General features: G+C 68.3%; 22 protein-coding genes. 6 read left to right on the top strand and 16 right to left on the bottom strand.

Translation table 11 applies throughout. The annotated features are described in order from the left end of the window. Positions 1-83 precede the first annotated feature (83 nt). The 4 genes from D6860_RS13200 (at position 84) to D6860_RS13185 (ending at position 3,787) form a co-directional block, all read left to right on the top strand. Positions 84-839, top strand: coding sequence for an SDR family NAD(P)-dependent oxidoreductase (locus tag D6860_RS13200; RefSeq protein WP_017468295.1), 756 nt, complete (start codon positions 84-86; stop codon positions 837-839). Positions 840-982: 143 nt separating this feature from the next. Next, positions 983-1,954: a TRAP transporter substrate-binding protein gene (locus D6860_RS13195; protein ID WP_083697966.1), complete on the top strand. Its 972-nt coding sequence runs from the start codon at positions 983-985 to the stop codon at positions 1,952-1,954. Positions 1,955-2,001: 47 nt separating this feature from the next. Further along, on the top strand, positions 2,002-2,517 hold the full coding sequence (locus D6860_RS13190) for a TRAP transporter small permease (RefSeq protein ID WP_076625711.1): 516 nt from the start codon (positions 2,002-2,004) through the stop codon (positions 2,515-2,517). Between the two features lie 13 nt (positions 2,518-2,530). After that, complete coding sequence (locus D6860_RS13185; RefSeq protein ID WP_076625555.1) at positions 2,531-3,787, top strand: TRAP transporter large permease; 1,257 nt, start codon at positions 2,531-2,533, stop codon at positions 3,785-3,787. A 91-nt stretch (positions 3,788-3,878) separates the two neighbouring features. Here D6860_RS13185 and D6860_RS13180 read toward each other — a convergent pair whose 3' ends face one another. From D6860_RS13180 to D6860_RS13125, 12 genes are all read right to left on the bottom strand, one after another. Next, the gene (locus tag D6860_RS13180; RefSeq protein WP_076625556.1) at positions 3,879-4,868 is read right to left on the bottom strand and encodes a LysR family transcriptional regulator; all 990 of its coding nucleotides are present in this window, start codon (positions 4,866-4,868) and stop codon (positions 3,879-3,881) included. Between the two features lie 149 nt (positions 4,869-5,017). Further along, complete coding sequence (locus D6860_RS13175; protein WP_076625558.1) at positions 5,018-5,746, bottom strand: HAD family hydrolase; 729 nt, start codon at positions 5,744-5,746, stop codon at positions 5,018-5,020. After that, entirely contained in the window at positions 5,746-6,471 is a 726-nt protein-coding gene (locus tag D6860_RS13170; RefSeq protein WP_076625559.1) for an SDR family oxidoreductase, read from the bottom strand. The genes D6860_RS13175 and D6860_RS13170 overlap by 1 nt, the downstream gene beginning before the upstream one ends. 47 nt (positions 6,472-6,518) lie before the next feature. Beyond that, positions 6,519-8,147 carry an FGGY-family carbohydrate kinase gene (locus D6860_RS13165; protein ID WP_076625560.1) on the bottom strand — a complete coding sequence of 543 codons (1,629 nt, stop codon included), beginning with the start codon at positions 8,145-8,147 and terminating at the stop codon, positions 6,519-6,521. 89 nt (positions 8,148-8,236) lie between these two features. Then, entirely contained in the window at positions 8,237-8,968 is a 732-nt protein-coding gene (locus D6860_RS13160) for an SDR family oxidoreductase (protein WP_076625562.1), read from the bottom strand. A gap of 105 nt (positions 8,969-9,073) precedes the next feature. After that, the gene (locus tag D6860_RS13155) at positions 9,074-10,051 is read right to left on the bottom strand and encodes an ABC transporter permease (protein WP_076625563.1); all 978 of its coding nucleotides are present in this window, start codon (positions 10,049-10,051) and stop codon (positions 9,074-9,076) included. After that, positions 10,041-11,543, bottom strand: a complete 1,503-nt coding sequence (locus D6860_RS13150; protein ID WP_076625565.1) for a sugar ABC transporter ATP-binding protein — start codon at positions 11,541-11,543, stop codon at positions 10,041-10,043. Before D6860_RS13150 ends, D6860_RS13155 begins: the two co-directional genes overlap by 11 nt. A 70-nt stretch (positions 11,544-11,613) precedes the next feature. Further along, on the bottom strand, positions 11,614-12,528 hold the full coding sequence (locus tag D6860_RS13145) for an ABC transporter substrate-binding protein (RefSeq protein WP_076625566.1): 915 nt from the start codon (positions 12,526-12,528) through the stop codon (positions 11,614-11,616). 98 nt (positions 12,529-12,626) lie between these two features. Next, the gene (locus D6860_RS13140; RefSeq protein WP_017469515.1) at positions 12,627-13,511 is read right to left on the bottom strand and encodes an AraC family transcriptional regulator; all 885 of its coding nucleotides are present in this window, start codon (positions 13,509-13,511) and stop codon (positions 12,627-12,629) included. Between the two features lie 253 nt (positions 13,512-13,764). Further along, on the bottom strand, positions 13,765-15,213 hold the full coding sequence (xylB, locus tag D6860_RS13135) for a xylulokinase (RefSeq protein WP_076625568.1): 1,449 nt from the start codon (positions 15,211-15,213) through the stop codon (positions 13,765-13,767). A gap of 5 nt (positions 15,214-15,218) precedes the next feature. Then, positions 15,219-16,256 carry an NAD(P)-dependent alcohol dehydrogenase gene (locus tag D6860_RS13130; RefSeq protein WP_076625569.1) on the bottom strand — a complete coding sequence of 346 codons (1,038 nt, stop codon included), beginning with the start codon at positions 16,254-16,256 and terminating at the stop codon, positions 15,219-15,221. A gap of 245 nt (positions 16,257-16,501) precedes the next feature. Continuing rightward, positions 16,502-17,233, bottom strand: coding sequence for a FadR/GntR family transcriptional regulator (locus tag D6860_RS13125; RefSeq protein WP_076625570.1), 732 nt, complete (start codon positions 17,231-17,233; stop codon positions 16,502-16,504). A gap of 199 nt (positions 17,234-17,432) precedes the next feature. Between D6860_RS13125 and D6860_RS13120 the strand changes: the two genes are divergently transcribed. Next, on the top strand, positions 17,433-18,581 hold the full coding sequence (locus D6860_RS13120) for a mandelate racemase family protein (RefSeq protein ID WP_076625571.1): 1,149 nt from the start codon (positions 17,433-17,435) through the stop codon (positions 18,579-18,581). Positions 18,582-18,627: 46 nt separating this feature from the next. After that, positions 18,628-20,217, top strand: a complete 1,590-nt coding sequence (locus D6860_RS13115) for an ABC transporter substrate-binding protein (protein ID WP_076625573.1) — start codon at positions 18,628-18,630, stop codon at positions 20,215-20,217. Between the two features lie 339 nt (positions 20,218-20,556). Here D6860_RS13115 and D6860_RS13110 read toward each other — a convergent pair whose 3' ends face one another. From D6860_RS13110 to D6860_RS13095, 4 genes are read right to left on the bottom strand one after another with little or no spacing between them, the layout of a single operon-like run. Then, positions 20,557-21,303, bottom strand: coding sequence for an ABC transporter ATP-binding protein (locus D6860_RS13110; RefSeq protein WP_076625576.1), 747 nt, complete (start codon positions 21,301-21,303; stop codon positions 20,557-20,559). Then, positions 21,300-22,142, bottom strand: coding sequence for an ABC transporter ATP-binding protein (locus D6860_RS13105; RefSeq protein WP_076625577.1), 843 nt, complete (start codon positions 22,140-22,142; stop codon positions 21,300-21,302). The genes D6860_RS13110 and D6860_RS13105 overlap by 4 nt, the downstream gene beginning before the upstream one ends. A 2-nt stretch (positions 22,143-22,144) precedes the next feature. Further along, complete coding sequence (locus D6860_RS13100; protein ID WP_076625579.1) at positions 22,145-23,047, bottom strand: ABC transporter permease; 903 nt, start codon at positions 23,045-23,047, stop codon at positions 22,145-22,147. Beyond that, entirely contained in the window at positions 23,044-24,066 is a 1,023-nt protein-coding gene (locus tag D6860_RS13095) for an ABC transporter permease (RefSeq protein ID WP_017467896.1), read from the bottom strand. Before D6860_RS13095 ends, D6860_RS13100 begins: the two co-directional genes overlap by 4 nt. Positions 24,067-24,254 lie beyond the last annotated feature (188 nt).

The raw sequence follows: 24,254 nt of genomic DNA, 5'->3' as shown, positions 1-24,254 counted from the left end.
GACCGCGCCCGGCAACCCAAGGCCGGCGCGCGGGCCCAGACCCCACGGTGCGCAGAGCCGTGCCGAAGAAGGAAAGGACGAAAATGGGACTTCTCGACGGTAAATTCGCCATCGTCACCGGTGCGGCCAGCCCGCGCGGACTTGGCAAGGCCACGGCCATGATGTTCGCCGAGCACGGCGCGACGGTCGCGATCCTCGACCTCGACGCGGCGCAGGCACAGGCCGCAGCGGCCGACCTTCCGGGCGAAGGCCACATCGGTCTGGCCTGCAACGTCACCGACAAGGCCGCCTGCCAGGCCGCCGCCGACGCCTGCGTCGAGAAGTGGGGCGCGGTCGACATCCTCGTGAACAACGCCGGCATCACCCAGCCGCTCAAGATCATGGAGATCGAGCCGGGCAACTACGACGCGGTCACCGACGTGAACCTGCGCGGCACCCTCTACATGACGCAGGCGCTGATCCCGCACTTCCGCGAGCGCAAGACCGGCGCGGTGGTCAACCTGTCGTCGGTCTCGGCGCAGCGCGGCGGCGGCATCTTCGGCGGCCCGCACTACTCGGCAGCCAAGGCCGGCGTTCTGGGCCTGACCAAGGCGATGGCCCGCGAGCTGGCGCCCGACGGCGTGCGCGTCAACGCGCTCTGCCCCGGCTTCATCGCCACCGACATCACCGCCGGCAAGCTCACCGAGGAAATGCGCGCCTCCGTGCTCGCGGGCATCCCCATGGGCCGCGCCGGCACCGCCGAGGACGTCGCCGGCTGCGCGCTGTTCCTCGCCTCCGACCTGTCGAGCTACTGCACCGGCACCGAGGTCGACGTGAACGGCGGTTCGCTCATCCACTGAGCCACCAATTTTCGCCTTCCCCCTGTTGCACGCAGGGGGCGGGCATCTACTCTCCGGGCCGCGTGTTCAGGCGGTCCGGGGCGCAAGGCCGGACACTCCGGCGAGACGGCAAGGAGACCGTCACACTTTACGGGAGAGAGACTATGAAGAACATGATGACCATCGCACTGCTCGGCGCCACCGCGCTGACCACGGCCGCCCCTGCCTTCGCAGACGAGATCATCTTCGCCCACGGCGCGAACCCCGGCAACCCGCGCTTCGACGCCGCCGAGATGTTCGCCGACCTCGTCCCCGCCTGCACCGGCGGCGAGACGACCGTGAACGTGGCGCCCTCCGCGACCATGGGCAACGACGTCGAGATGCTGACCTCGGTCTCCGCCGGCGTCATCCAGATGTCGGCCAACAGCCAGGGCCCGCTCGCCCAGATCGTCCCCGAGGTCGGCATGCTCGGCCTGCCGTTCCTCTTCGAGGACCTGCCCTCGGTCTGGGAAGTGCTCGACGGCGAAGTCGGCGAGATGATCGACCAGAAGGCGCAGAACGCCGGTCTCAAGGTCCTGACCTTCTGGGACAACGGCATCCGCCACGTCAGCCACGTGTCGAAGAACGTGCCCACCCCCGCCGACCTCGAGGGCATGCAGATCCGCACGCCGTCGGACGAGGTGACCATCGCCACCTTCGAGGCGCTCGGCGCATCGCCCGCGCCGCTGGCGTGGTCCGAGCTGCCCACCGCGCTGCAGTCGGGCGTCTTCGAGGGGCAGGAAAACCCGCTCACGAACATCTACTCGGCCAAGCTGCACGAGATCACCCCCTACATCACGCTGACCGGCCACAAGTATGAATCCACCCCGGTCGTCGCCTCGATGGCATGGTGGTCGGGTCTCGACGAAGATACCCAGGGCTGCATCGAGAACGCCGCCAAGTCCGCCGGCTGGTACCAGCGCGGCCTGTCGCTGAGCCAGGGCAAGAACCTGCGCGAGACGATGGAAGCCGAGGGCGCGACCTTTGCCGAGGTCGAGGACCGTCAGGCCTTCATCGACGCCACCGCCTCGGTCTACGAGCAGTACGAAGGCGAATTCGGCGAGCTGATCTCGGCCCTGCGCGAGGCAACCCAGTGACCGGCGACACCCGCCACACCAAGGGGAGCGGCCGCGGCCGCTCCCTCATGCGTCCGCTCCGCATCCTCGAGCGCACCCTCGAGGCGTCGGGCGCCGCGGTGATCTTCGTCACCCTGACCTTCACCTTCTTCGCGCTGCTGGTGAACGTCGTTCTGCGCTACGCCTTCGGCAGCGGGCTTGCCTGGGCCTACGAGATCCACGCCGTGCTGTTTCCCTGGCTGGTCGCCGGCGGCATCGGCATCGCCTCGCTGCGCGGCTGGCACATCTCGGTCGACGTGCTGATCGGTATCATGCCCGACCCATTGAAGCGGCTCGTGGCGATCCTCGTGTCGGTCGCCGTGCTGGTCATCGCGGTGACGGTCATCCAGACCAGCGCCCCGATCATCCGTGCCTCGAAATTCCAGCGCCTGTCCGAGATCCCGGTCTCGCAATACTGGGGCTACATCAGCCTCTACTATGCCTTCGGCGTCATGGCGGTCGCGGCGGTGATCGAGATCCTGCGCCAGCTCTTCGCGGGTCCGCAGGACGACTCCACCGACCCCGCGCAGCAGAGCTACAGCTGAGAAAGGGCACCAAATGGTCAAGCTCCTGATTATCGTCTTCCCGGTGCTGCTGCTGGTGTCGGTCCCGGTGGCCCATGCCATGCTGGGCGCCACGGCCTTTGCGCTCTGGATGGAAGGCAAGCCGATGGCGGTGATCGCGCAGCGGCTCTACTCGCCGACGCAGAGCTTCCCGATGCTCGCGATCCCCTTCTTCATCCTCGCCGGCAGCCTGATGATGTCGGGCAAGTTCGGCGACCACCTCGTCAACATCGCGAAACTGCTGGTGGGGCGCTTCAAGGGCGGGCTCGCGCAGGTCTCGATCATCGGCTCGGTGATGTTCGGCGGCGTCTCGGGCTCGGCGGTGGCCGACGCCTCGGCGCTCGGCAACGCGCTGATCCCGGTGCAGAAGAAAGAGGGCTACCCGGCCGGCTTCGCCGCCGCGGTCAACGCCTCCTCCTCGACGGTCTCGGTGCTGATCCCGCCGTCGATCCCGCTCATCCTCTACGGTCTGGTGTCGAACACCTCGATCATCGACCTCTTCGTCGCCGGCATCCTGCCGGGGGTCATGCTCGGCCTCGGCATGTTCACCGCCGTCTGGTGGGTGTCGAAGCGTCTCGGGCTGCCGACCGCCGAGATGCCGGGCGGCTTCCGCGCCTACAAGTCCGAGCTGCTGCATGCCATTCCCGCGCTGCTGATGCCGGTCTTCGTCATCGGCACCTTGCGCTTCGGCATCGCGACCCCGACCGAGGTCTCGGTGATGGCGGTGGCCTACGCGCTGCTGGTCTCGGGCGGAATCTACCGCGATCTCACGCTGAAGGACATCTGGAAGTCGATGATCGACACCGGCGTGATGACCGGCGCGGTGCTCATCATCATCATGGCCTCCTCGGCGATCCAGTGGATGCTGACCGCCGAACGCACGCCGCAGACGCTGGCGATCTGGGTGACCGAGACCCTGCAAGAGCCGTGGATGGTGATCCTCGCGCTGAACATCGTGATGATCATCGTCGGCACCTTCCTCGACCTGCCGGCGGCGGTGCTGCTGCTCGGGCCGCTGTTCGTGACCATCGCCAACGCGATCGGCCTCGACCTCGTGCAGCTCGGCCTGATGATGGTGGTGAACCTCGCGGTGGGGCTCTACACGCCGCCGGTGGGCACGACGCTGTTCATATCCGCGGCCATCGCCCAGACCGGGATCGGCTCGGTGGTGAAATCGCTGCTGCCCTTCTACGCGGTGTCGGTGATCGTGCTGCTGCTGATTTCCTACGTGCCGTTCCTGACGATCTACTGATCTCCCCGCGCCTCCGCTCCGGCAGAGGCGTGACGGCCCCCGCGCCCGCCCACCGGGCCCGGGGGCCTTTTTGCGCGGTAGCCGGCCGGCCTCACTCGCCGACGTATTCCTCGCCCGGCAGCTGCCGCCCGCTCTGCTCGCGGATGCGGCAGCCGAGGCCGGTGATCAGCTCCGCCGCGCGTGCGTCATGCACCCGGCCCGCCTCGCGCATCCAGTCCGAGAAGATCCGCACGATCCGCCGGCTGGTGTGCCGCGACGGGCAGACCAGCCAGTAGGCCGGGAAGCGGATCGCCTCGAAGGCCGTCGACAGCGGCACCAGCGCGCCGCTCTCCAGCTGGTCGAGCGCCAGCGTCGAGCTCTCCAGCACCACCCCGGCGCCGTCGGCCGCGAGCTGCAGCGCCATCGACGAGCGGTCGAAACGCAGCGGGTAGACCATGCGCTCGCCCATGACACCATGCCGCGCCAGCCAGAAATCCCAGCGGTAGTGCGTCTTCACCGAGTCGATCAGACGCGCCTGCCGCAGCTGTCCGATGGGGTCGTCCGACAGCGCGCGCAGCTCCTCGAGGTAGCCCGGCGAGCACATCGGCAGCACCAGGTCATGCACCACCGCCTCCTCGTGCAGCCCGGTCCAGCCGCCCTCGCCGTAGCGCAGGTCGAGATCGACCACCTCGGTCTCGAAGTCCGAGAAATCCGGCGCCGCGTCGATGCGCACCGCCCAGTTGGGCGCAAGGTCGAGGAACTCCTTCAGCCGCGGCGACAGCCAGCGCACCGCGAAGGAGGGCGACACCCGCAGGTTGAAATGGCGGTTCTCGCGCTGCCGCTGGATCGCCGAGCGCACGTCGCGCATCATCCGGAAGGCCTGCGTGGTGGTCTGGAACAGCCGTTCGCCGTCGAGCGTCAGCGTCAGCTTGCGCTTGTCGCGCTTGAACAGCCGCACCCCGAACTGCTGCTCGAACTGGCGGATCTGCTGACTCACCGCCGAAGGCGACACGCCGAGTTCCTCCGCCGCCTTCGAGATCCCGCCCAGCCGGGCGACCGCCTCGAAGTAGTTCATCGCGTTGAGGTTGATGTCCTTGAGCATCGCGCGGCCTTCCCTGGTCGGTCCCGGCCTGCACCATGACCCGCCCGCCCCGCCTGCGCAAACGCCCCGGGCTTCTTCTGGCCAGAAATATTCCTGGGGGGAGGCTCGCCAGAGCCGGGGGGCAAAGCCCCCCACTGCCGCCCGCGCCGTCAGCCGCGGAGGCCGGGCACCCCGAGCAGGTCTTCCACCGCGCCCAGCACCCGCTCGGCCCCGGCCTCGCGCAGCACCTCGGCGTGTTGCGCGCGCATGCCGTCGAGATGGCTGCCCCCGATGAATCCCACCGCGCGCATGCCGGCCGCCCGCGCCCCGCGGACGCCATGCGGCGAATCCTCGACCACGAGGCAGTGCTCCGGCGGCTGACCCAGCCGCGCGGCGGCGAGCAGGAAGATGTCGGGCGCGGGCTTGCCGTTCGCCACGAGGTCGGCGCTGTAGGTATGTCCGTCAAAGGCCGCCTCCAGCCCCGACAGCGCCAGCGTCCGACCCATGCGGTTGACCGAGCTGCCGGTCGCCACGGCCAGCGGCAGCCGCGCCGCCCGCAGTCGTTCCAGAAGCTCGGGCGCGCCGGGGATCGGACGCAGCTCGGTTTCGTAGCGCGCCAGCAGCCGGGTCTCGACCGCTTCCGCGAACCGAGGGCCGCAGGGCCGCCCGGTCTCGGCGGCGACATCGGCCTGCACCGTCGAGATCGACACCCCGAGGTAGCGGTCGCGCAGCGCCCGCCAGTCGTGGTCGAGCCCGAGCACCGCCATTTCCTCGGCGATGGTGGCCAGCGACAGCGGCTCGCTGTCCACGAGGCAGCCGTCGAGGTCGAAGATCACCGCGCCCACCGCTGCGTCCGGCCCCGGGGGCCCGGACGGATGGCTGTCATCGAGGGTCCGCATCAGACCGCGAGGAAGCCGCCGTCGACCGGCAGCACCGCGCCGGTGACCATCTTGGCGTCGTCCGACAGCAGCATGGCGATGCTCTCGGCCACCTCCTCGGCCTCGGCGAAGCGGTTCACCGGGTGGCGCACCATCATCGGCTCGGATTTCACCGGGTCCGCCCAGGCGGCGGCGGCAAGCTCGGTGAGCGTGATCGTCGGCGCGATGCAGTTCACCCGGATGCCGTGCGGTCCGAATTCCTTGGCCATGACCCGGCTCGCCCCCTCGAGCCCCGCCTTCGAGGCGGCGTAGCACAGGTGCTCGGGGAAGCCCCGGTGTCCGGCGATCGAGGTGATGTTGACGATGGCGCCGCCGCCGCCCGCCTCGACCCGGGCCCGGCCGAACGCCTGGCAGGCCACGAGCGCACCGCGCAGGTTGATGTCCATCACCCGGTCGTAGCCCTCGTCGGTCATGTCGAAGGTGCTCTCGAGCACGTTCGTCCCCGCCGAGTTGATGAGGAAATCCGCCGGGCCCGCCTCGGCCATGGCGGCGCGGGTGGCGGCCGGGTCGCTCAGGTCCACGCGGATCGAGCGGCAGCCGATCTCGGCTTCGAGGCTGTCGAGGTCGGCCTGCGTGCGCGTCATCGCGATGACCTGCGCGCCGCGTGCGGCCATGACCTGCGCGCAGGCGCGGCCGATGCCCTTGCCGGCGCCGGTGATGATGACGGTCTTGCCCGAGAATTGCATGGGTGTGTGTCCTTTGTTGTCTGGCGCGGGCCGCGCGGCCCGCTTCGTCAGTCGGTGAGCCCCGCCATGATCCCGCGCGTCTCGCGGGAGAGGCGCTGGAAGGCGAGGAAGGCGTCGTAGCGCGCCGCGTGTCGGGCCTGCGTCGCCCCGCCCGCCGGGGTGCAACGGGTGGCGACCCGCGACATCGCCGGCATCGCCGCCTGCAGGTCGGCGTAGCCGCCCGAGGCCACCGCCCCCAGCATCGCCGAGCCCAGCAGCACCGGCTCGGCGCATTCGGTGATCTCGATCTCGCGGCCGGTGGCATCGGCCAGCATGGCGCGGGTCAGCGGGTGCGCCCCGGCGCCGCCCGACACCGAGATGGTGCGCGACGGCGCGCCGGCGGCGTCCTGCGTCTCGATGATCTGGCGCAGCCCGTAGCCCAGTCCGCAGACGCCCGCGACGTAGAGCGCCACGAGGCTGTCGACGCCCTGCTCCATTCCCTGCCCGGCGATCACCGCGCGGGCCTCGGGGTCGGCGAAGGGGGCGCGGTTGCCGAGGAACTCGGGGATGACGTGCAGGTCGTCGGCAAGCCGCAGCGCCCCCGCCGCGTCGCCGCCGAGCTCGAGCGCCCGGTCGGCGAGGTATTGCACGAGGCCCTTGCCCTCGGCGCTTGCCAGCCGCTCCGCCTCGGCGGTGGCGGGATGCAGGGTCACGAGATGCGCGATGGCCGCGCCGGCGGCGCTTTGCCCGCCCTCGTTGAGCCACATCCCCGGCACCATGGCCGAGTAGTAGGGCCCCCAGACGCCGGGCACGAAGGCCGGCTCCCGGGTGGTGGTCATGGTGCACGACGAGGTGCCGAAGACATAGCCGAGGCAGTCGGTCGCATCCCCAGCCCCGCCCGAGGCGGCGACGGTGCCGACGCCACCAGCGTGGGCGTCGATCAGCCCGGCGGCGACGGCGGTGCCGGGCACGAGGCCCATCGCCTCGGCGGCCTCCGCGGTAAGCCCCTGCCCCAGCGCGGTGCCGGGGTGAACGACGCTCGCGCCGATCCGTGCGAAGTCCTCGTCGGCAAGGTCGCCGAGGCCGATGGCGTGGAAGTAGTCGGGGTCGAAGCGCTCTTCGTGGGCGAGGTAGGTCCACTTGCAGGTGAGCGTGCAGGACGACCGGTCGAGCGCGCCGGTGGCCTTCCACGTCAGGAAATCGGTGAGGTCGAAGAACTGCGCCGCGGCGGCATAGACCTCGGGGCGGTTCTCCTTGAGCCAGAGCAGCTTCGGCGTTTCCATCTCGGGCGAGATCCGGCCGCCGACGTATTTCAGAACGTCGTGGTCGCCTTCGTTGATGCGCGCCGCCTGGCCCGTGGCCCGGTGGTCCATCCAGACGATGATGTCGCGCTCGGGGGCTGCGTCGTCGCCCACAGGCAGGCCGCCCATCGGCCCCATCACCACGAGCGAGCAGGTCGCGTCGACGCCGATGCCCTTCACCTGCGCCGGGTCCGCGCCCGAGGCGGCGACGGCTTCGCGCACCGAGGTGGTGACCGCGTCCCAGACCTGCGCCGAGCTCTGCTCGACCCGGCCCGCGTCGTCGCGGTGGATCTCGATGTCGTGCTTGGCGGTGGCCAGCAGCGTGCCCTGCGCGTCGAAGACGCCCGCGCGGGCCGAGCCGGTGCCGACGTCCACGCCGATGAAGAGGTTCGACATGATGTTCTCCTTCCTTCCTGTCCGGTTGACCGGACCCTATCGCGGCGGCGCCCCCGGAGGGAGGAGAAAACGGGGCGCCGCCGCGAGGCTCACATCCGCTCGAAGGCGGTCGGCATGATGATGACGTCGCGCACCGTCACGCCCCGCTTGCGGGTGAGCATGAATTCCAGCGCCTCGGCGACCTCTTCGGGGTCCATGAGCGCGCCGGCCTCCTTGGCCTTGCGGAGGTTCTCTTCCGGCCAGTCGGCGAGCAGTGCCGAGATCACCGGCCCGGGCGAGACCTGCGCGACCTTCACGCCGTAGGGGATCATCTGGCGGCGGATGCCCTGCATGAAGCTGGTGATCGCCCATTTCGAGGCGGAATAGACCGGCTCCCAGTAGGCGGGGTAATGCCCGGCGATGGAGTTGGTGACGATGATGTCGCCGCTCTTGCGCTCCATCATGTGCGGCACGACGGCGTTGATGTTCTTCATCACCGCGTTGATGTTGAGGTTGACCATGCGGTCGATCGAGGCCGGGTCGGTCTCCCAGATGTCGCCGCCGATGTAGGCACCGGCGTTGCAGTAGAGGATGTCGATCTGGCCGACCTTCTCGAGGATCTCGGGGACCATGGCGTTGCAGCTGTCGAAGTCGAGCAGGTCGGTGACCTGCGGCACGGCCTTCTCGCCGAGCTTCGCGGTCAGCTCCTCGAGCGCATCGGCGTTGCGGTCGACCATGACCACGGTGCACTCGTTCTTCAGCAGCATCTCGACGGCGGCGAGGCCGATGCCCGAGGCGGCGCCGGTGACGACGGCGACCTTGCCCTTCAGCTGTTCAGACATGCGCTATTCTCCTGTGGTGTTCTTTGCGGGGAGGGTCTTGGGGGAGAGGGTTTTGGGGGGAGAGGGAAAGAGACGGGCGGCCGCGCCGGGCCGCCCGGTCGGGGATCACCATTCGCGGCCGATGTAGATGGCCAGCAGGATGATGAGACCCTTGATGACGTCCTGCAGGTAGGGGTTGATCCCCATCAGGTTCAGGCCGTTGTTGAGGATGCCGAGCAGCACCGCGCCGATCAGCGTGCCGAGGATCAGGCCCCGGCCCCCGGCGATGGCGGTGCCGCCGAGCACGACCGCCGCGATGGCGTCGAGTTCGAAGCCCACGCCGGCGTTCGGCTGGCCCGACATCAGGCGCCCGGTGAGCACGATGGCCGCGAAGGAGGAGGTCAGGCCAGAGATCGCGTAGACCGCGAGCTTGACCATCTGCGTCTTCACGCCCGACAGCTTCGCCGCCAGCTCGTTGCCGCCGATGGCGTAGACGTGGCGGCCGAAGGGCGTGCGCTGCAGCAGCACCCAGGCCAGCGCGTAGATCACCACCATCGCGATGACCGGGACCGGCACGATGCCGATGCGGCCGATGCCGAACCACGAGATCCACGACGGGATGCCCGAGATCGGGTAGCCGCCCGAGTAGAGCAGGCCGAAGCCGCGGGCGATGCCCATGGTGGCCAGCGTCACGATGATCGCGGGCATCCGGCCCCAGGCCACCATGATGCCGTTGAAGATCCCGAGACCGACGCCGACGCCGAGGCCGGCCAGCAGGCCGATCCAGCCCGGCAGCTCCATGTTGACCATGATGCCGGCGGCGATGGTGCCCGACAGCGCCATGACCGCGCCGACCGACAGGTCGATGCCGCCGGTGAGGATCACGAAGGTCATGCCGACGGCGAGGATGCCGACGATCGAGACCTGCCGCAGCACGTTCATGATGTTCGAGACCGAGAAGAAGTTCTCGGAGGCGAAGCCCATCAGGACCGAGACCACGATGAGCCCGATCAGTGGCAGGGCGAGCGGCGAGTGCAGGATCCAGCCCAGGCTGAACCCGCCCCCGCTCTTTTTCGTCTCGGCGGTGTTGGCGTTATGCGACATGTCGGTCTCTCCCGGTCGTGGCGTAGGTCATGATCTCTTCGGAATTGATGGCGTCGCCCTCGACGGTCGCGGCGATGCCGCCCGAGTTGAAGACGCAGACCCGGTCGGACATGCCGATGACCTCGGGCAGCTCCGACGAAATCATGATGATGGCGTAGCCCTGCGCGGTGAACTCGCGCATGAGCTGGTAGATCTCGGCCTTGGCGCCGACGTCGATGCCGCGCGTCGGCTCGTCGAAGATCAGCACCTTCATCTGGTGGTTCAGCCAGCGGGCGATGACCACCTTCTGCTGGTTGCCGCCCGACAGCGTATCGACACGCGCCATCGGCCCCTGCGCCTTGACCCGGACCTGCCCCATGGCGGTCTCGGTGGCCTCGCGCTCCTTCTTGAGGTCGATGAACCAGTGGCCCCGGCGATACTTGCCGTAGTTGTTCAGCGAGATGTTCTGCAGGATCGAGAAGCTGGTGATCAGCCCCTGCTCCTTGCGGCTTTCCGGCAGCAGGCCGATGCCGTGCGCCAGCGCCTCGGCGGGCTCCTTGAAGCGGGTCTCCTCGCCGTCGACCATGACCTTGCATTTCGCCGCTGGCCAGGCGCCGAGCATGGCAAGCGCGGTCTCGGTGCGCCCCGAGCCCACGAGCCCGGCAAAGCCGAGGATCTCGCCCTCGCGCAGCTCGAAGCTCGAGACCGGCCCGCCCTTGCGCAGCTGCACCTCTTCGCATTCCAGCATCACCTTGGCGCCGGGGCGCGGCCCCGGTTTCGGCGGGAAGCTGTTCTCGATCCGGCGCCCGACCATCATCTCGACCAGCCGGTCGTTGTCGGTCTCGGACACCAGGCAGTTGCCGACGAATTCGCCGTCGCGCAGCACGGTGATGCGGTCGCAGATCTCGAAGATCTCCTCGAGGTGGTGCGAGATGAAGACGATGGCCACGCCCTGCTTGCGCAGCTCGCGCATGACCTTGAACAGATGCGCGACCTCGGAGGGGGTCAGCGTCGCGGTGGGCTCGTCGAGCACGAGGATGCGCGCGTTGAGCGACAGCGCCTTGGCGATCTCGACGAACTGCTGCTCGGCCACCGACAGCTTGGCGATGGGCACGTCGAGCGGCACGTCGACCTCGAGCCGGGCGAGGATCTCGCGGGCCCGCTTGCGCATGGCGCGCCGGTCGAGCAGCCCGAGCCGGTTGCGCATCTCGCGGGCGAGGAACATGTTCTCGACCGCGGTGAGATAGGGGATGAGGCTGAATTCCTGGAAGACGATGCCGATGCCGGCCTCGATCGCCTCGTCGTAGTTGGCAAAGCTGTGGTCCTTGCCCTCGATGGTGATCCGGCCCTCGGTGGGCTGGAGGATCCCGGTGAGGATCTTCATCAGCGTCGACTTGCCGGCGCCGTTCTCGCCGAGCAGCGCGTGGACCTCGCCGGCCTTCACGTCCAGGTCGACCCCGTGCAGGACCTGGATGTTTCCGAACTTCTTCTTGATTCCGGTCAGTTGCAGCATGGGGCACCGTTGGTTGGCGTAAGTGGGGGAGCCGCCCCCGCCGAAGCGCGGGAGCGGCAGAGTGTCTGGCTTACCAGCTGAAGTCGGCCGCGTTCTCGGCATCGACGACGCGCACGTCGATCGGCACCTCGGAGGGGACCACGCGGGCGCCCCACTTCTGCGCCAGCGCCATGGCAAGACCGACGCGGACCTGGTCGCGCGGGAACTGCGCGGTGGTCTCGATGAAGGGCGTGCCGTTGGCGATGGCCTCGACCGCCTCGGGGGCGCCGTCGACAGAGGTCAGCTTGATGTCGCGGCCCGAGCCCTGGATCGCGGCCAGCGCGCCCATGGCGCCGCCGTCGTTCACCGAGAAGATGCCTTTGAGGTTCTGGTGCGACTGGATCATGTTCTCGACCACGCCGAGCGCGACCGAACGGTCCTGGCGGCCGTTCTGGGTGTCGACCAGCTCGATGCCCTCGTATTCCTCGAATGCCGCCTTGCAGCCTTCGACGCGCTGCAGGATCGGAACGACCGGGATACCGTCGAGGATGGCGACTTCGCCCTCGCCGCCGAGCGCGTCGGCGAGATACTTGCAGGACTGGTAGCCGGCGTCACGGTTCTTGGAGCCGACGAAGGTGTCGACCGGGCCGTTGGCGTTGGCGTCGACCGCGACGACGATCACGTCCTGCTGCTTGGCCATGCGCACGGCGGCCTCGATGCCGGCGCTGTCGGTCGGGTTCAGGAGCAGGATGTCGATGTCCTGCTGCAGCATGTCCTCGACGTCCGAGATCTGCTTGGCCACGTCGTGGCCCGCGTCGGTGATGACCACCTCGGCGCCGAGATCCTCGGCCGCCTCCATCAGCGCCTCCTGCATGGAGACGAAGTAGGGGTTGTTCATTTCCTGGAACGTCATGCCGATCTTCAGCCCGTCGTCCTGCGCCGAAGCCGGCGCGGCGAAGGAAAGGGCCATTGCTGCGGCGGACGCTGCGCCAAGAAGATGTTTCATGTGGGTATCCTCCCAAGTTTTTGCGGCAGGCAAGCCCTGCCTGTTTCCGGACGGCACCCCGCCGCCCGAATTCGAGAAAGTCGTTCGTGGTCGTTGATTCAGCCGGTCTCCGAAAACACCCCGTTCGCGGCAAATGTCGCCCTGAACTGCGAGGGCGACATGCCCTTCAGCCTCAGGAAGTGACGGTTGAAATTGGACAGGTTCGAAAAGCCGACCTCGTAGCAGATCTCGGCCACCTTCGCCTCGGGGCGGGTGAGCAGCATCTGGCAGGCCAGGTCGACCCGAAGCTGGTTCTTGTAGCGCACCAGCGTCGAGCCGGTGTGGCGCTTGAAGGCACGGGAAAAGGCGCTCTGGCTCTGGTTCACCAGCTCCGCGAGGTCCTTTTCGTCGATGTTCTCGGTCAGGTTCTCGCGCAGGTAGGCGATGGCGCGGTTGACGCCGCTTTCGCTCAGCGCCTCAAGGTCGAGCTCGTAGCTGAGGCTTGCCAGCACCTCGGGCTCGGGGGCATTCGCGAGCACGTCGAGCACTTCCCAGAACAGCGACAGCCGGCGCAGGCCGGTGGCCTCGAAGAGCTCGCGCATGAGCGGCTTCACCGCCTCGCCGGTCGCGTCGTCGAAGAGCAGGCCGCGGTGGCTGCGCTCGAGCAGCGGGCGGATGGCCTCCATCTCGGGCATCGACGCCGCCGCGTCCTCGATGAAGCTTTCGGGGAACTGGATGACGTAGGAGCGCGCCGCGACGACCTCGTCGGGGCCGATGTGCGAAATCCAGTTCTGCGGCAGGTTCGGGCCGGTCATGATGAGCTGCCCGGGGCCGAAGTCGCCGATGTGGTCGCCGATGTAGAAGGTGCCGTGGGTGTCGACGACGAGGTGGATCTCGTACTCGGGATGGTAATGCCAGCGCACCGTCCGGAACGGATAACCGTGCATCCACGCGGCGAAGCTTTCGCCCTTGCGGATGTGCACGAGTTCCAGATCGGGTTGCATTCCATTCCTCCCTTGGCGCGCCGTCCCGGCTCCTCCCGGATCGACCGCGTTGTGGGAGAAGGTATCGCCCGGGACGAGGCCGCTCTACATCAGAACGAAATTTTGGCCGATACTTTTTTGACCGGGTATCATTTGAAGATGCACATATGTGCGAACCCTGAACGCCGCAGCGCGGCGCACAGGGCGCCGCGCTGCAGAGATTTGCGCGTTGTATATTTGGCTGGAGGCCGGATCGGCCCCCCTGCCGACCATGTCAGGCGAGGTCGCGGGTCGCGGGATAACCGCGCATGTAGGCCTCATACTTTTTCGCATAGAGATCAGCGAGTTTCGCATCGGGCGCAATCTCGGCACCAACCTCGGGCTGGGCGAAGACCTCGGGGCCCGTGGCGCCCGTCGCGGCCGCCGCCGCGAGCTTCGCCGCACCGAAGGCCGCGCCGAAATCGCCCTCGGCGGGGACCAGCAGCCGCAGGCCGGTGGCCGCCGCCATGATCTCGAGCCAGGCGCGCGAGCGCGCGCCGCCACCCACCGCATAGGCGGCCTCGACCTCGGTGCCCGCCTTGCGCAGCACCCGGACGCAGTCGGCAAAGGCGAAGGCCACGCCCTCCATCACCGCCTGCACCATCTCGGGCAGCGCCACGTCGCGGCGCAATCCGACAAAGGCCCCGGCGGCGTCGGGATCGTTGAGCGGCGTGCGCTCGCCCGACAGATACGGCAGGAAGCCGACCCGCGCCGGCGCCTCGGGGCGCTCGGGCACGAGACCCGCCAGTTCCGGCACCTCGCGACCGGTGATCTCGGACAGCCAGGTCATCGAGTCGGTGGCCGAGAGGATCACGCCCATCTGGTGCCAGGTCTCGGGGACCGCGTGGCAGAAGGTGTGCACCGCGTCGCCGGTGTTGGGCTGGTACTGGTCGGAAGCCGCGAAAAGCACACCGGAGGTGCCCAGCGACAGGAAGCCGGTGCCGGGGCGCATCACGCCCATGCCGCAGGCGGTGGCGGCGTTGTCCCCTGCCCCGCCGGCGACCGGCACCTGCGGCACGCCCCAGCGCTCGGCCAGCTCGCGGCGCAGGCGGCCCGACACGTCCGAGCCCTCGACCAGCGCCGGCATCTGCGACCGCGTGAAGCCGGTGGCCTCGAGCAGCGTGTCGGACCAGTCGCGCTTGCCGGTGTCGAGCCACAGCGTGCCCGCGGCGTCCGACATCTCGGAGACATGCTCGCCGGTGAGCCAGAGCCGCAGGTAGTCTTTGGGCAGAAGCACCTTGGCGGTCTTTTCGAACACCTCGGGCTCGTTCTCGGCGACCCAGAGCAGCTTGGGCGCGGTGAAGCCCGCCATCACGAGGTTGCCGGCGATGCCGTGGAAATCCGCGCGCCCGGTGAGGGTGTCGCATTGCGCGCCCGACCGACCGTCGTTCCACAGGATGCAGGGCCGCAGCACCGCGTCCGAGGCATCGAGCAGCGTGCCGCCGTGCATGTGCCCCGAAAGCCCGATGCCCTGCAGCCGCGCCAGCGCCTCGCCGTGCGAGGCGCGCAGCTGGTCGAGCGCGCTTTCGGTGGCGGTGATCCAGTCGGCGGGCGCCTGCTCGGACCAGCCCGGATGCGGGCGCTGAACGGTCAGCCCGGCGTGAGCCACGGCGACGGTTGCGAAGGTCTCGTCCACCAGCATCGCCTTGACGCTGGAGGTGCCCAGATCGATTCCGAGATACATGGCGCTTACTCCGGCATCCGGATCTGCAGCTTGACGTCGGTGTCGCGCGCCTCGACCGCGCGGTCGAAGCCGGCGATGCTGTCCTCGAAGGGGATGGTGCCCGAGATCAGCGGCTTGAGATCCACCTTGCCCGAGGCCATCAGCGCGATGGCGCGGTCGTAGACGTTGGCATAGCGGAACACCGTCTCGAGCCGCAGCTCCTTGGCCTGCAGGCCCACGATGTCGACCGGCACCGGGTCGACCGGCATGCCGACAAGCACGATGGCGCCGCCCGGGCGGGCCAGCGCGTGCATCCCGATGATCGCGGGCGCGGCGCCCGAGCATTCGAAGACCACGTCGGCGCCCCAGCCGTCGGTGGCCTCGGCCACCGCGTCGGCGGCGCTCTTGTCCTTGATGTTGACCGTCTCGATGCCGTCGTAGGCCGCGATGATGTCGAGCTTCGGCTGGGCGAGGTCGGCGACGATCACCTTGGCGCAGCCGCCCGCCAGCGCGGCGAGCGCCACCATCATGCCGATCGGGCCGGCGCCGGTGACGACGGCGATGTCGCCCGGCTGGATGCGGGCGCGCAGCGCCGCCTGCATGCCGATGGCGAAGGGCTCGACCATCGCACCCTCGGCAAAGCTCACGCTTTCCGGCAGCTTGTAGGTAAAGGCGGCGGGGTGGATCACCTCGGGCGTCAGGCAGCCATGCACCGGCGGCGTCGCCCAGAAGCGCACCGCGGGGTCGACGTTGTAGATGCCGAGCTTGCTGGCGCGGCTGTCGGGGTCGGGAATGCCGGGCTCCATGCAGACGCGGTCACCGGGCTTGAGGTCCGTCACCTCGTCACCGCAGGCGATGACCGTGCCCGAGGCCTCGTGCCCCAGCACCATCGGCTCGTTGACGACGAAATGACCGATCTTGCCGTGGGTGTAATAGTGCACGTCCGAGCCGCAGATGCCGACGGTGTGCGTCTTGATGCGCACGTCACGCGGGCCCAGTTCGCCCGGAATGTCGAAATCGCGCAGGGCGAGCTTGCCCTTCTCTTCCAGAACCAGCGCTTCCATCTCTCTTCCTCCCGTCAAGATCACGTCAGGCGGAAGGAGCGCCCTTCCGCGCCTCTGTGCTGAAGCGCCGGCAGGGCGTTGTAAATGCAAATCGAAATGCTGCTCAGGATTTTGCACTGCGGCGGAAAAATCGTATCAGTCCCGCGTCCGGAACTGCCCGAAAGCAGGAGAACACGCGCCGCTCCCGGGCGGATTGGGTCAGCGGCACTGATATGATTTCGGCGCGATTCGCCGTGCCGTCACGATCAGCGCCGCGAGGTGCGCAGCAGGTCGCGGTAGCGCTCGAGACTGCCCTCGAGATGTGCCTTCATCGCCGCCTCGGCGGCGTCGGGGTCGCCGGTCACGATGGCGTCGATGATGCGGTCGTGCTCGGCCACCAGGTCGGGGTTCGGCACGTAGGCACGCGGCGGGCGGCTACGCGATTCCAGCTCGACCCGCGGCACCAGCCCCGAGCGGATCAGCGACAGGAACTCGGGGAACCGCTTGTTCTGCGAGGCCTCGGCGATGGCGTAGTGAAAGGCGAAATCCGCCTCGCGGGTCGAGGTGCCGGTCTCGAAGCACTTGGCCACCTCGGCGTTGGCGGCGACGATCTTGTCGATCTGCGCGCCCGAGCGGCGCGTGGCAGCCAGCGCGGCGGCCCGGATCTCGAAGGCGGAGCGCAGCTCGAACAGCTCGATCACGCCCGACAGCCGCTCGGTGTCGAGGTCCGAGAACGGCCGCTGCCGCGCCTTCGCCGGGTCGAGCGCGTAGACCCCCGAGCCCTTGCGCGCCTCGACCAGCCCGTCCGACCGAAGCTGCGACAGCGCCTCGCGCACCACCGTGCGGCTCACCGAGTGGCGACGGGTCAGCTCGGCCTCGCTGGGAAGGCGGTCGCCGGGCGCAAAACTGCCGGTCTCGATCTCGCGGCGCAGGTCCTCGGCGATGAGCGCGGCCCGCGTGCGGGCCGGGGCGCTCTCGGGGGATGTCGTCTCGGTCACGCGGCAACCCTTCTTTCTGTAACACAGATTTAAGTGATAACGGAAAGCACGATCCCCCGTCCAGTGCTGCGTTTTCCTCCGATCGCCTCGATACCGGCAATTGCCCTGTTGACGCGGCCCGAAAACCTGTAATACATCTTGTCATACAGATTTTGACGACCGGCGCCGCGCAACCGGCCCCGGAAGGGAGGACCAGGACGTGATCATCACCGATGTCTCGGCGTGCGTGTTCAAGCATACCACCCGCCGCCATTCCGACACCGCGGGCCACGCCCATCCGGGCCCGGCGCACGAGGTTCAGCAGGGCATCCTGACGATCCGCACCGAGGACGGCCACGAGGGACACAGCTTCGCCCCGCCCGAGGTCATGCGCCCGCATGTACTCGACAAGTTCGTGCGCAAGGTGCTGATCGGGCAGGATCACCGCGACCGCGAGCGGCTCTGGCAGGAGCTGGCGCACTGGCAGCGCGGCTCGGCGGCGCAGCTCACCGACCGCACGCTCGCGGTGGTCGACTGCGCGCTCTGGGATCTTGCCGGGCGCACGGTCGGCCAGCCGGTCTACAAGCTGATCGGCGGTTACCGCGACAAGGTGCTGGCCTACGGCTCGACCATGTGCGGCGACGAGATCGAGGGCGGGCTTGCCACGCCCGACGACTACGGCCGCTTTGCCGAGAAGCTGGTGGCGCGCGGCTACAAGGGCATCAAGCTGCACACCTGGATGCCGCCGGTCAGCTGGGCGCCCGACGTGAAGATGGACCTCAGGGCCTGTGCCGCCGTGCGCGAGGCGGTGGGGCCCGACATCCGGCTGATGATCGACGCGTTCCACTGGTATACACGCACCGACGCGCTGGCGCTGGGGCGCGGTCTTGAAAAGCTCGGATTCGACTGGATCGAGGAGCCGATGGACGAGCAGTCGATGTCCTCCTACAAGTGGATGGCCGACCAGCTCGACATCCCGGTGCTCGGCCCGGAAAGCGCCGCCGGCAAGCACTGGCAGCGCGCCGAATGGGTCAAGGCCGGCGCCTGCGACATCCTGCGGACCGGCGTGAACGACGTCGGCGGCATCACCCCGGCGCTGAAGACCATGCACATGGCCGAGGCCTTCGGGATGAACTGCGAGGTGCACGGCAACACCGCCATGAACCTGCAGGTGGTCGCCGCGACGAAGAACTGCCGCTGGTACGAGCGCGGCCTGCTGCACCCGTTCCTCGAATACGACGACGGGCTCGACTACCTGAAATCGCTGTCCGACCCGATGGACGCCGAGGGCTACGTGCATGTGCCCGACCGGCCCGGTCTCGGCGAGGACATCGACTTCGACCACATCGAGAACAACCGCGTGGCCTGACGCTGGCCGCGCACGACGGGATGTCACCAGAACTCAGGGAGGAGACATGAGACATCTGCTAGCAAGCGCCGCGGTGGCGGTGCTGATGGCGGGGACCGCACCGGCCCTTGCCGAAACGCCCGACGACCAGCTCATCGTGGCGTTCAACATGAACAACGTGCTGACGATGGACCCGGCGGCGATCACCGGCGGCGAAGCGGTCCAGATCCTCAACAACATCTACGACAGCCTGATCTCGCTCGACCCCGAGGACAAGACGCTGATCCCGCGGCTGGCGGAAAGCTGGGAGATTTCCGACGACAACCGCTCGGTCACCTTCCACCTGCGCCCCGATGCCACCTTCGCCTCGGGCAACCCGGTCACCGCCGAAGACGTGGCGTGGTCGTTCGAGCGCAACCTCGAGCTGAACCTCGCGCAGTCGTCGGGGCTCAAGAGCCGCGGCTTCACCGCCGAGGCCGCCGACGAGCTGTTCGTGGCCGAGGACGAGCACACCTTCGTGCTGAACCTGCCGCAGGCCGACGATCCGAAGCTGATCCTGATGTATCTCAGCCAGGCGGGCGTGGGCTCGGTGCTTGACCGCGCGCTGGTCGAGGAGCACGCCGGCGACGACATGGGGCAGGCGTGGCTGACCAACAACTCCGCCGGCTCCGGGGCCTTCACGCTGAACCAGTGGCGGGCGAACGAATACGTCATCCTCACGGCGAACCAGAACTACTGGGAGGACGTGCCCGAGATGAGCCGCGTGCTCATGCGCCACCTGCCGGAAAGCCAGACCCAGCGGCTGGGGCTCGAGCAGGGCGACATCGACGTGGGCTTCACCCTCGCCGCGCCGGACCTCAAGGCGCTCGAGCAGAACGAGGACATCACCGTCACCACGGTGCCGTCGTCGGGCTTTTACTACCTTGCCGCCTCTATGGAGAACGAGCAGTTCGCCGATCCGAAGGTGCGCGAGGCGCTGCGGTATCTCATCGACTACGACGGCATCAATACCGCGATCATGCCCTATTTCGGGGTCGAGCGGCAGCGGCCGGTGAACACCTCGGCCTTCGCCGCGCTCGACGATCCGGGCTATGCGCTCGACGTCGAGAAGGCCAAGGCGCTGCTCGCCGAGGCGGGCTATCCCGACGGCTTCGACACGACGATCCGGGTGATCTCGACCCAGCAGTTCCTCGACAGCGCGACCGCGATCCAGGGCACGCTGGCGCAGGCCGGGATCGACGCCGAGATCATCACCGGCGACGGCGGGCAGATCTACGGCGCCATGCGCGACCGCAACTTCGACCTGCTCGTCGGCCGTGGCGGCGGCGGACAGCAGCCGCACCCCGACAGCAACCTGCGGGCGCTGATCTACAACCCCGACAACGCCAAGGATGCCGGGCTCACCAACTACCAGGGCTGGCGCACCTCCTACCAGGACGAGGAGCTGAACGCGAAGATCGAGGCCGCGCTGGTGGAACGCGACGCCGACACGCAGGCCGCCATGTACGAGGAGATCCAACAGATGATCGACGACAAGGTGACCTCGATCCAGCCGTTCTCGGAGCGGGTGGTGACGGCCGCCTACCAGGACGACGTGAGCGGCATCGTGATCGACCCCTGGGTCTCGCGTTTCGAGGATGTGACCAAGGACCGCTGAGTGCCCTGACAGGCTCACGGTCCGACAGGGCGCGGGTGCTCCGGCATCCGCGCCTTTTGTCGTGGGCAGGGCAAGGGCATCAGGTAGATCGGGGGCGTGCGATCCTGTCAGTCGAGCTCCAGCACCTGCCAGGCGGCAAGCGGCACGCCATGCTGTGCGATCCACGCACGGCGCTGCACGACGGCCGCGTCGTTCTCGCGCGCCCAGGCCCGTGCCTTGGTGGATGGATCGGTCTCTTGTCGGGGGGGGGGGGGGGGGGGGGGGGGGGGGGGGGGGGGGGGAGTTGGTCATGCCCGGCAGGCAGCATCATCAGCAGCCTGCCGGGCAATATCGACGGCGTTACACCGCCTTCTCGTACTCGAGGCTCGCCGCGATGAGCTCCTGCGCGTAGGGCTGCGTCGCGCCGCCCTGGGTGATCGCCTCGCGCGGGAGCACCTCGACGATGCGGCCGTGCTGCATGATCGCGAAACGGTCGCACATGTGATCCACCACCGCGAGATCGTGGCTGACCATCAGGTAGGTGAAGCCCTTCTCGGCCTGCAGCCGCACCAGCAGGTTCAGCACCTCGGCCTGAACCGACACATCGAGCGCCGAGGTCGGCTCGTCGAGGAACAGCACGTCGGGCTCGAGGATCAGCGCCCGCGCGATGGCGACGCGCTGCCGCTGTCCGCCCGAAAGCTGGTGCGGGTAGCGGTCGAGGAACTCCACCGGCAGCCCGACGTCGCGCATCGCGGCAGCCATGCGGTCCTCGCGGTCGCCGATGCGGTTGACCCGCAGCCCCTCTTCCAGCGCGGTCCGGATGGAATGGCGCGGATGCAGCGAGCCGTAAGGATCCTGGAACACCATCTGCAGCGTGCGGCAGCGGTCGCGCAGGCTCATGTCGCGGACGCTGTCCTCGCCGATGCGCACCTCGCCCTCCCATTTGCCGTTGAGCAGCGAGCCGCAGCGCAGGATCGTCGACTTGCCCGAGCCGGACTCGCCCACGAGGCCGAAGCATTCGCCCGGCCGGACATCGAAGCAGACGTCGTGCAGCACCTTCACGGCGCCGAAGCTGACGGAAAGATCGCGGATGGAAACCGTCTTCATGCCATGTCCTCCTGCGGCTCGAGCCAGCTGTCGCGCCGTTGCAGCACCGGCAGCGGATCGCGGGTGCCGCCGATGCGGGGCTGTGCGGCCAGGAGGCCACGGGTGTAGGGATGGCGCGCGGCGTCGAGGTCGCGCGCGTCGAGCGTCTCGACCAGCCGGCCGGCATACATGATGAGCACCCGGTCGCAGAACGCCCGCACGAGGTTGAGGTCGTGGCTGATCATCACCAGCCCGATGCCCTTGTCGCGCACCAGCCCGTCGAGGATTCGCAGCACCTGCAGCCGCACCGTGACGTCGAGCGCCGAGGTCGGCTCGTCCGCGATCACCAGGTCCGGCGAGGTGAGCAGCATCATCGCGATCATCACGCGCTGCCCCATGCCGCCCGAAACCTCGTGCGGATAGAGATCGAAGACCCGCTCGGGGTCGCGGATGTGGACCTGCCGCAGCATCTCGACCGCCTTGGCACGGGCCTCGGACTTCGAGCAGCGCACGTGGGTCCGGTAGGCCTCGGCGATCTGGTCGCCGCAGCGCCGGATCGGGTTCAGCGAGAACTTCGGGTCCTGCAGGATCATCGACATGCGCCGGCCGCGCACCTTGAGCATCTCGCTTTCCGGCGCGGTCAGCAGGTCGACATCCTCGAAGCGCATCCGGTCGGCGGTGACCTCGGCGGTGTCGAGCAGGCGCATGATCGCGCGGCCCACCGTCGACTTCCCCGAGCCGCTTTCGCCGACGATGCCAAGCCGCTCGCGGCCGAGGGTGAAGCTGACGTCGCGCACCGCCGGCTCGGCGGCGCCGCCGTAGCGGATCGTGAGGTTCTGAACGTCGAGAACGGGGTCCATGGTCACCTCCGGTTCATCTGTTTCGGATCGAGCGCGTCGCGCAGCCCGTCACCCAGCAGGTTGAAGGCAAGGCTCACGCTCAGGATGGCGAGACCGGGGAAGGTCACCAGCCACCAGCTGTCGATCATGTAGCGCCGGCCGGTGGCGATCATCGCGCCCCACTCCGGCAGCGGCGGCTGCGCGCCCAGCCCGAGAAAGCCGAGGCCGGCGGCGGTCAGGATCACCGTCGCCATGTTCAGCGTCAGCCGGATCAGCACCGAGGGCAGGCACATCGGCACGATCGAGCGCCAGATGATCCGTCCGCTCGACGCGCCCTGCAGCCGCGCCGCGGCGATGTAGTCGGCCTGGCGGAAGGTCATGGTCTCGGCCCGCGCCAGCCGCGCGATCGGCGGCCAGGCGGTGAGCGAGATCGCGATGATGGCGTTGTTCAGGCTCGGCCCGAGCGCCGCCACGAAGGCCAGCGACAGGATCAGCGAGGGGAACGACAGGAAGATGTCGGTGATCCGCATCAGCACCGTGTCGACCTTGCCGCCGAAGTAGCCCGCGACGGTGCCGAAGAAAAGCCCCATCGGGCCGACCACGATGGTCACGAGGAAGATGATCGTCAGCGTGATGCGCGAGCCGTGCACGAGCCGCGAGTAGATGTCGCGCCCCAGCTCGTCGGTGCCGAAGAGATGCGCCGCCGAGGGCGGCTGCAGCGTGTTCTGAAGATCCTGCATGTAGGGGTCGTGCGTGGCCAGCAGCGGCGCGAAGAGCGCGACCGCGATCAGCAGGCCCAGCACGATCAGCCCGAACAGCGAGGTCGGCGTCTTGGCCAGAAAGGTCAGGATGTTGCGCGCCGCGATCAGCCCCTGGGGCATCCGGCGGCGGCGGGAGGGGGCGGGAATGTCGCGGGTCATGCTCATCTCGTCCTCGGGTCGAATACGCGGTAAAGGATGTCGGACAGGATGTTCAGCCCGATGAAGATCACGCCGACGATCAGCACGCAGGTCATCACCGCGTTCATGTCGCCGATCAGCAGGTTCGAGGTCAGGTACTGTCCGAACCCCGGCCATGCGAAGACCGTCTCGATCAACACCGCCCCTTCGAGCAGCGCACCGTAGGCCAGCGCGACGATGGTCACGAGCTGCACCCGGATGTTGCCGAAGGCATGGCGCCAGACCGTCTTGCGGCGGCTCAGCCCCTTCACCCGCGCGGTGGTGATGTATTCCTGGTTGAGCTGGTCGAGCATGAAGCTGCGGGTCATCCGCGTGATGTAGGCGGACGACGAATAGCCCAGCAGCGCGGCCGGCAGGATGATGTGGTTCAGCGCCGAGCGGAACACGTCCCACTGGCCGGCAAGCACGCTGTCGATCAGCAGGAAATTGGTCCGTTCCGGCACCATGCCGATGTAGAACTGGCTCATCCGGCCCGAGCCGCCGACCCAGCCGAGGTTGGCGTAGAAGATCAGCAGCGCGATCATGCCGGTCCAGAAGATCGGCATCGAATGCCCCATGAGGCTGATGACCCGGATCACCTGGTCCTGCCACTTGTCCTTGTTCACCGCCGCGATCACGCCCATCGGCGCGCCGAGGCCGGCGCCGATCAGGATCGCGAAGGTGGCAAGCTCGATGGTCGCCGGCAGCACGCGGGCGATGTCGCTCAGCACCGGCTGGCCGGTGCGGATCGAGGTGCCGAAATCGAGGGTCAGCACGTCGCGCAGGTAGAGCAGGAACTGCTCCCACACCGGCTTGTCGAGCCCGAGCTGCCGGTAGACGTTTTCATAGACCTCGCGGGTGGCGTCCTCGCCCACGATGGCGCGGACCGGGTCGGTCGGCATGATGCGCCCGATCACGAAGGTCAGTATCAAGAGGCCGAACAGGGTGACCGCGATGGATACCCCCTGCTCGGCGAAGCCATTCAGGCGACGTCGGTCGAGCCGCATGTTCCTCCTCCCGGGCAACCGAATCCGGCCGCCCCTTCCAGTCATACACATCCCCATACTTGTTATACAGGTTGATCTTGTCAATGCCCTCGCTGCGGAATCGCCGGAATGCCGCGTACGGCGGGTCCTGCGACATCGCGCCAACCATGACACGGCGTTGCGCATGGACAATGACAGGCTGCGCTGTC

Origin of the sequence: Salipiger sp. D13, from assembly GCF_003703915.1 — a bacterium.
Classification (GTDB): Bacteria; Pseudomonadota; Alphaproteobacteria; order Rhodobacterales; family Rhodobacteraceae; genus Salipiger; species Salipiger profundus.
The sequence above is the reverse complement of the archived record's forward strand: the minus strand, read 5'-3'. Positions and strand labels throughout refer to the sequence as shown.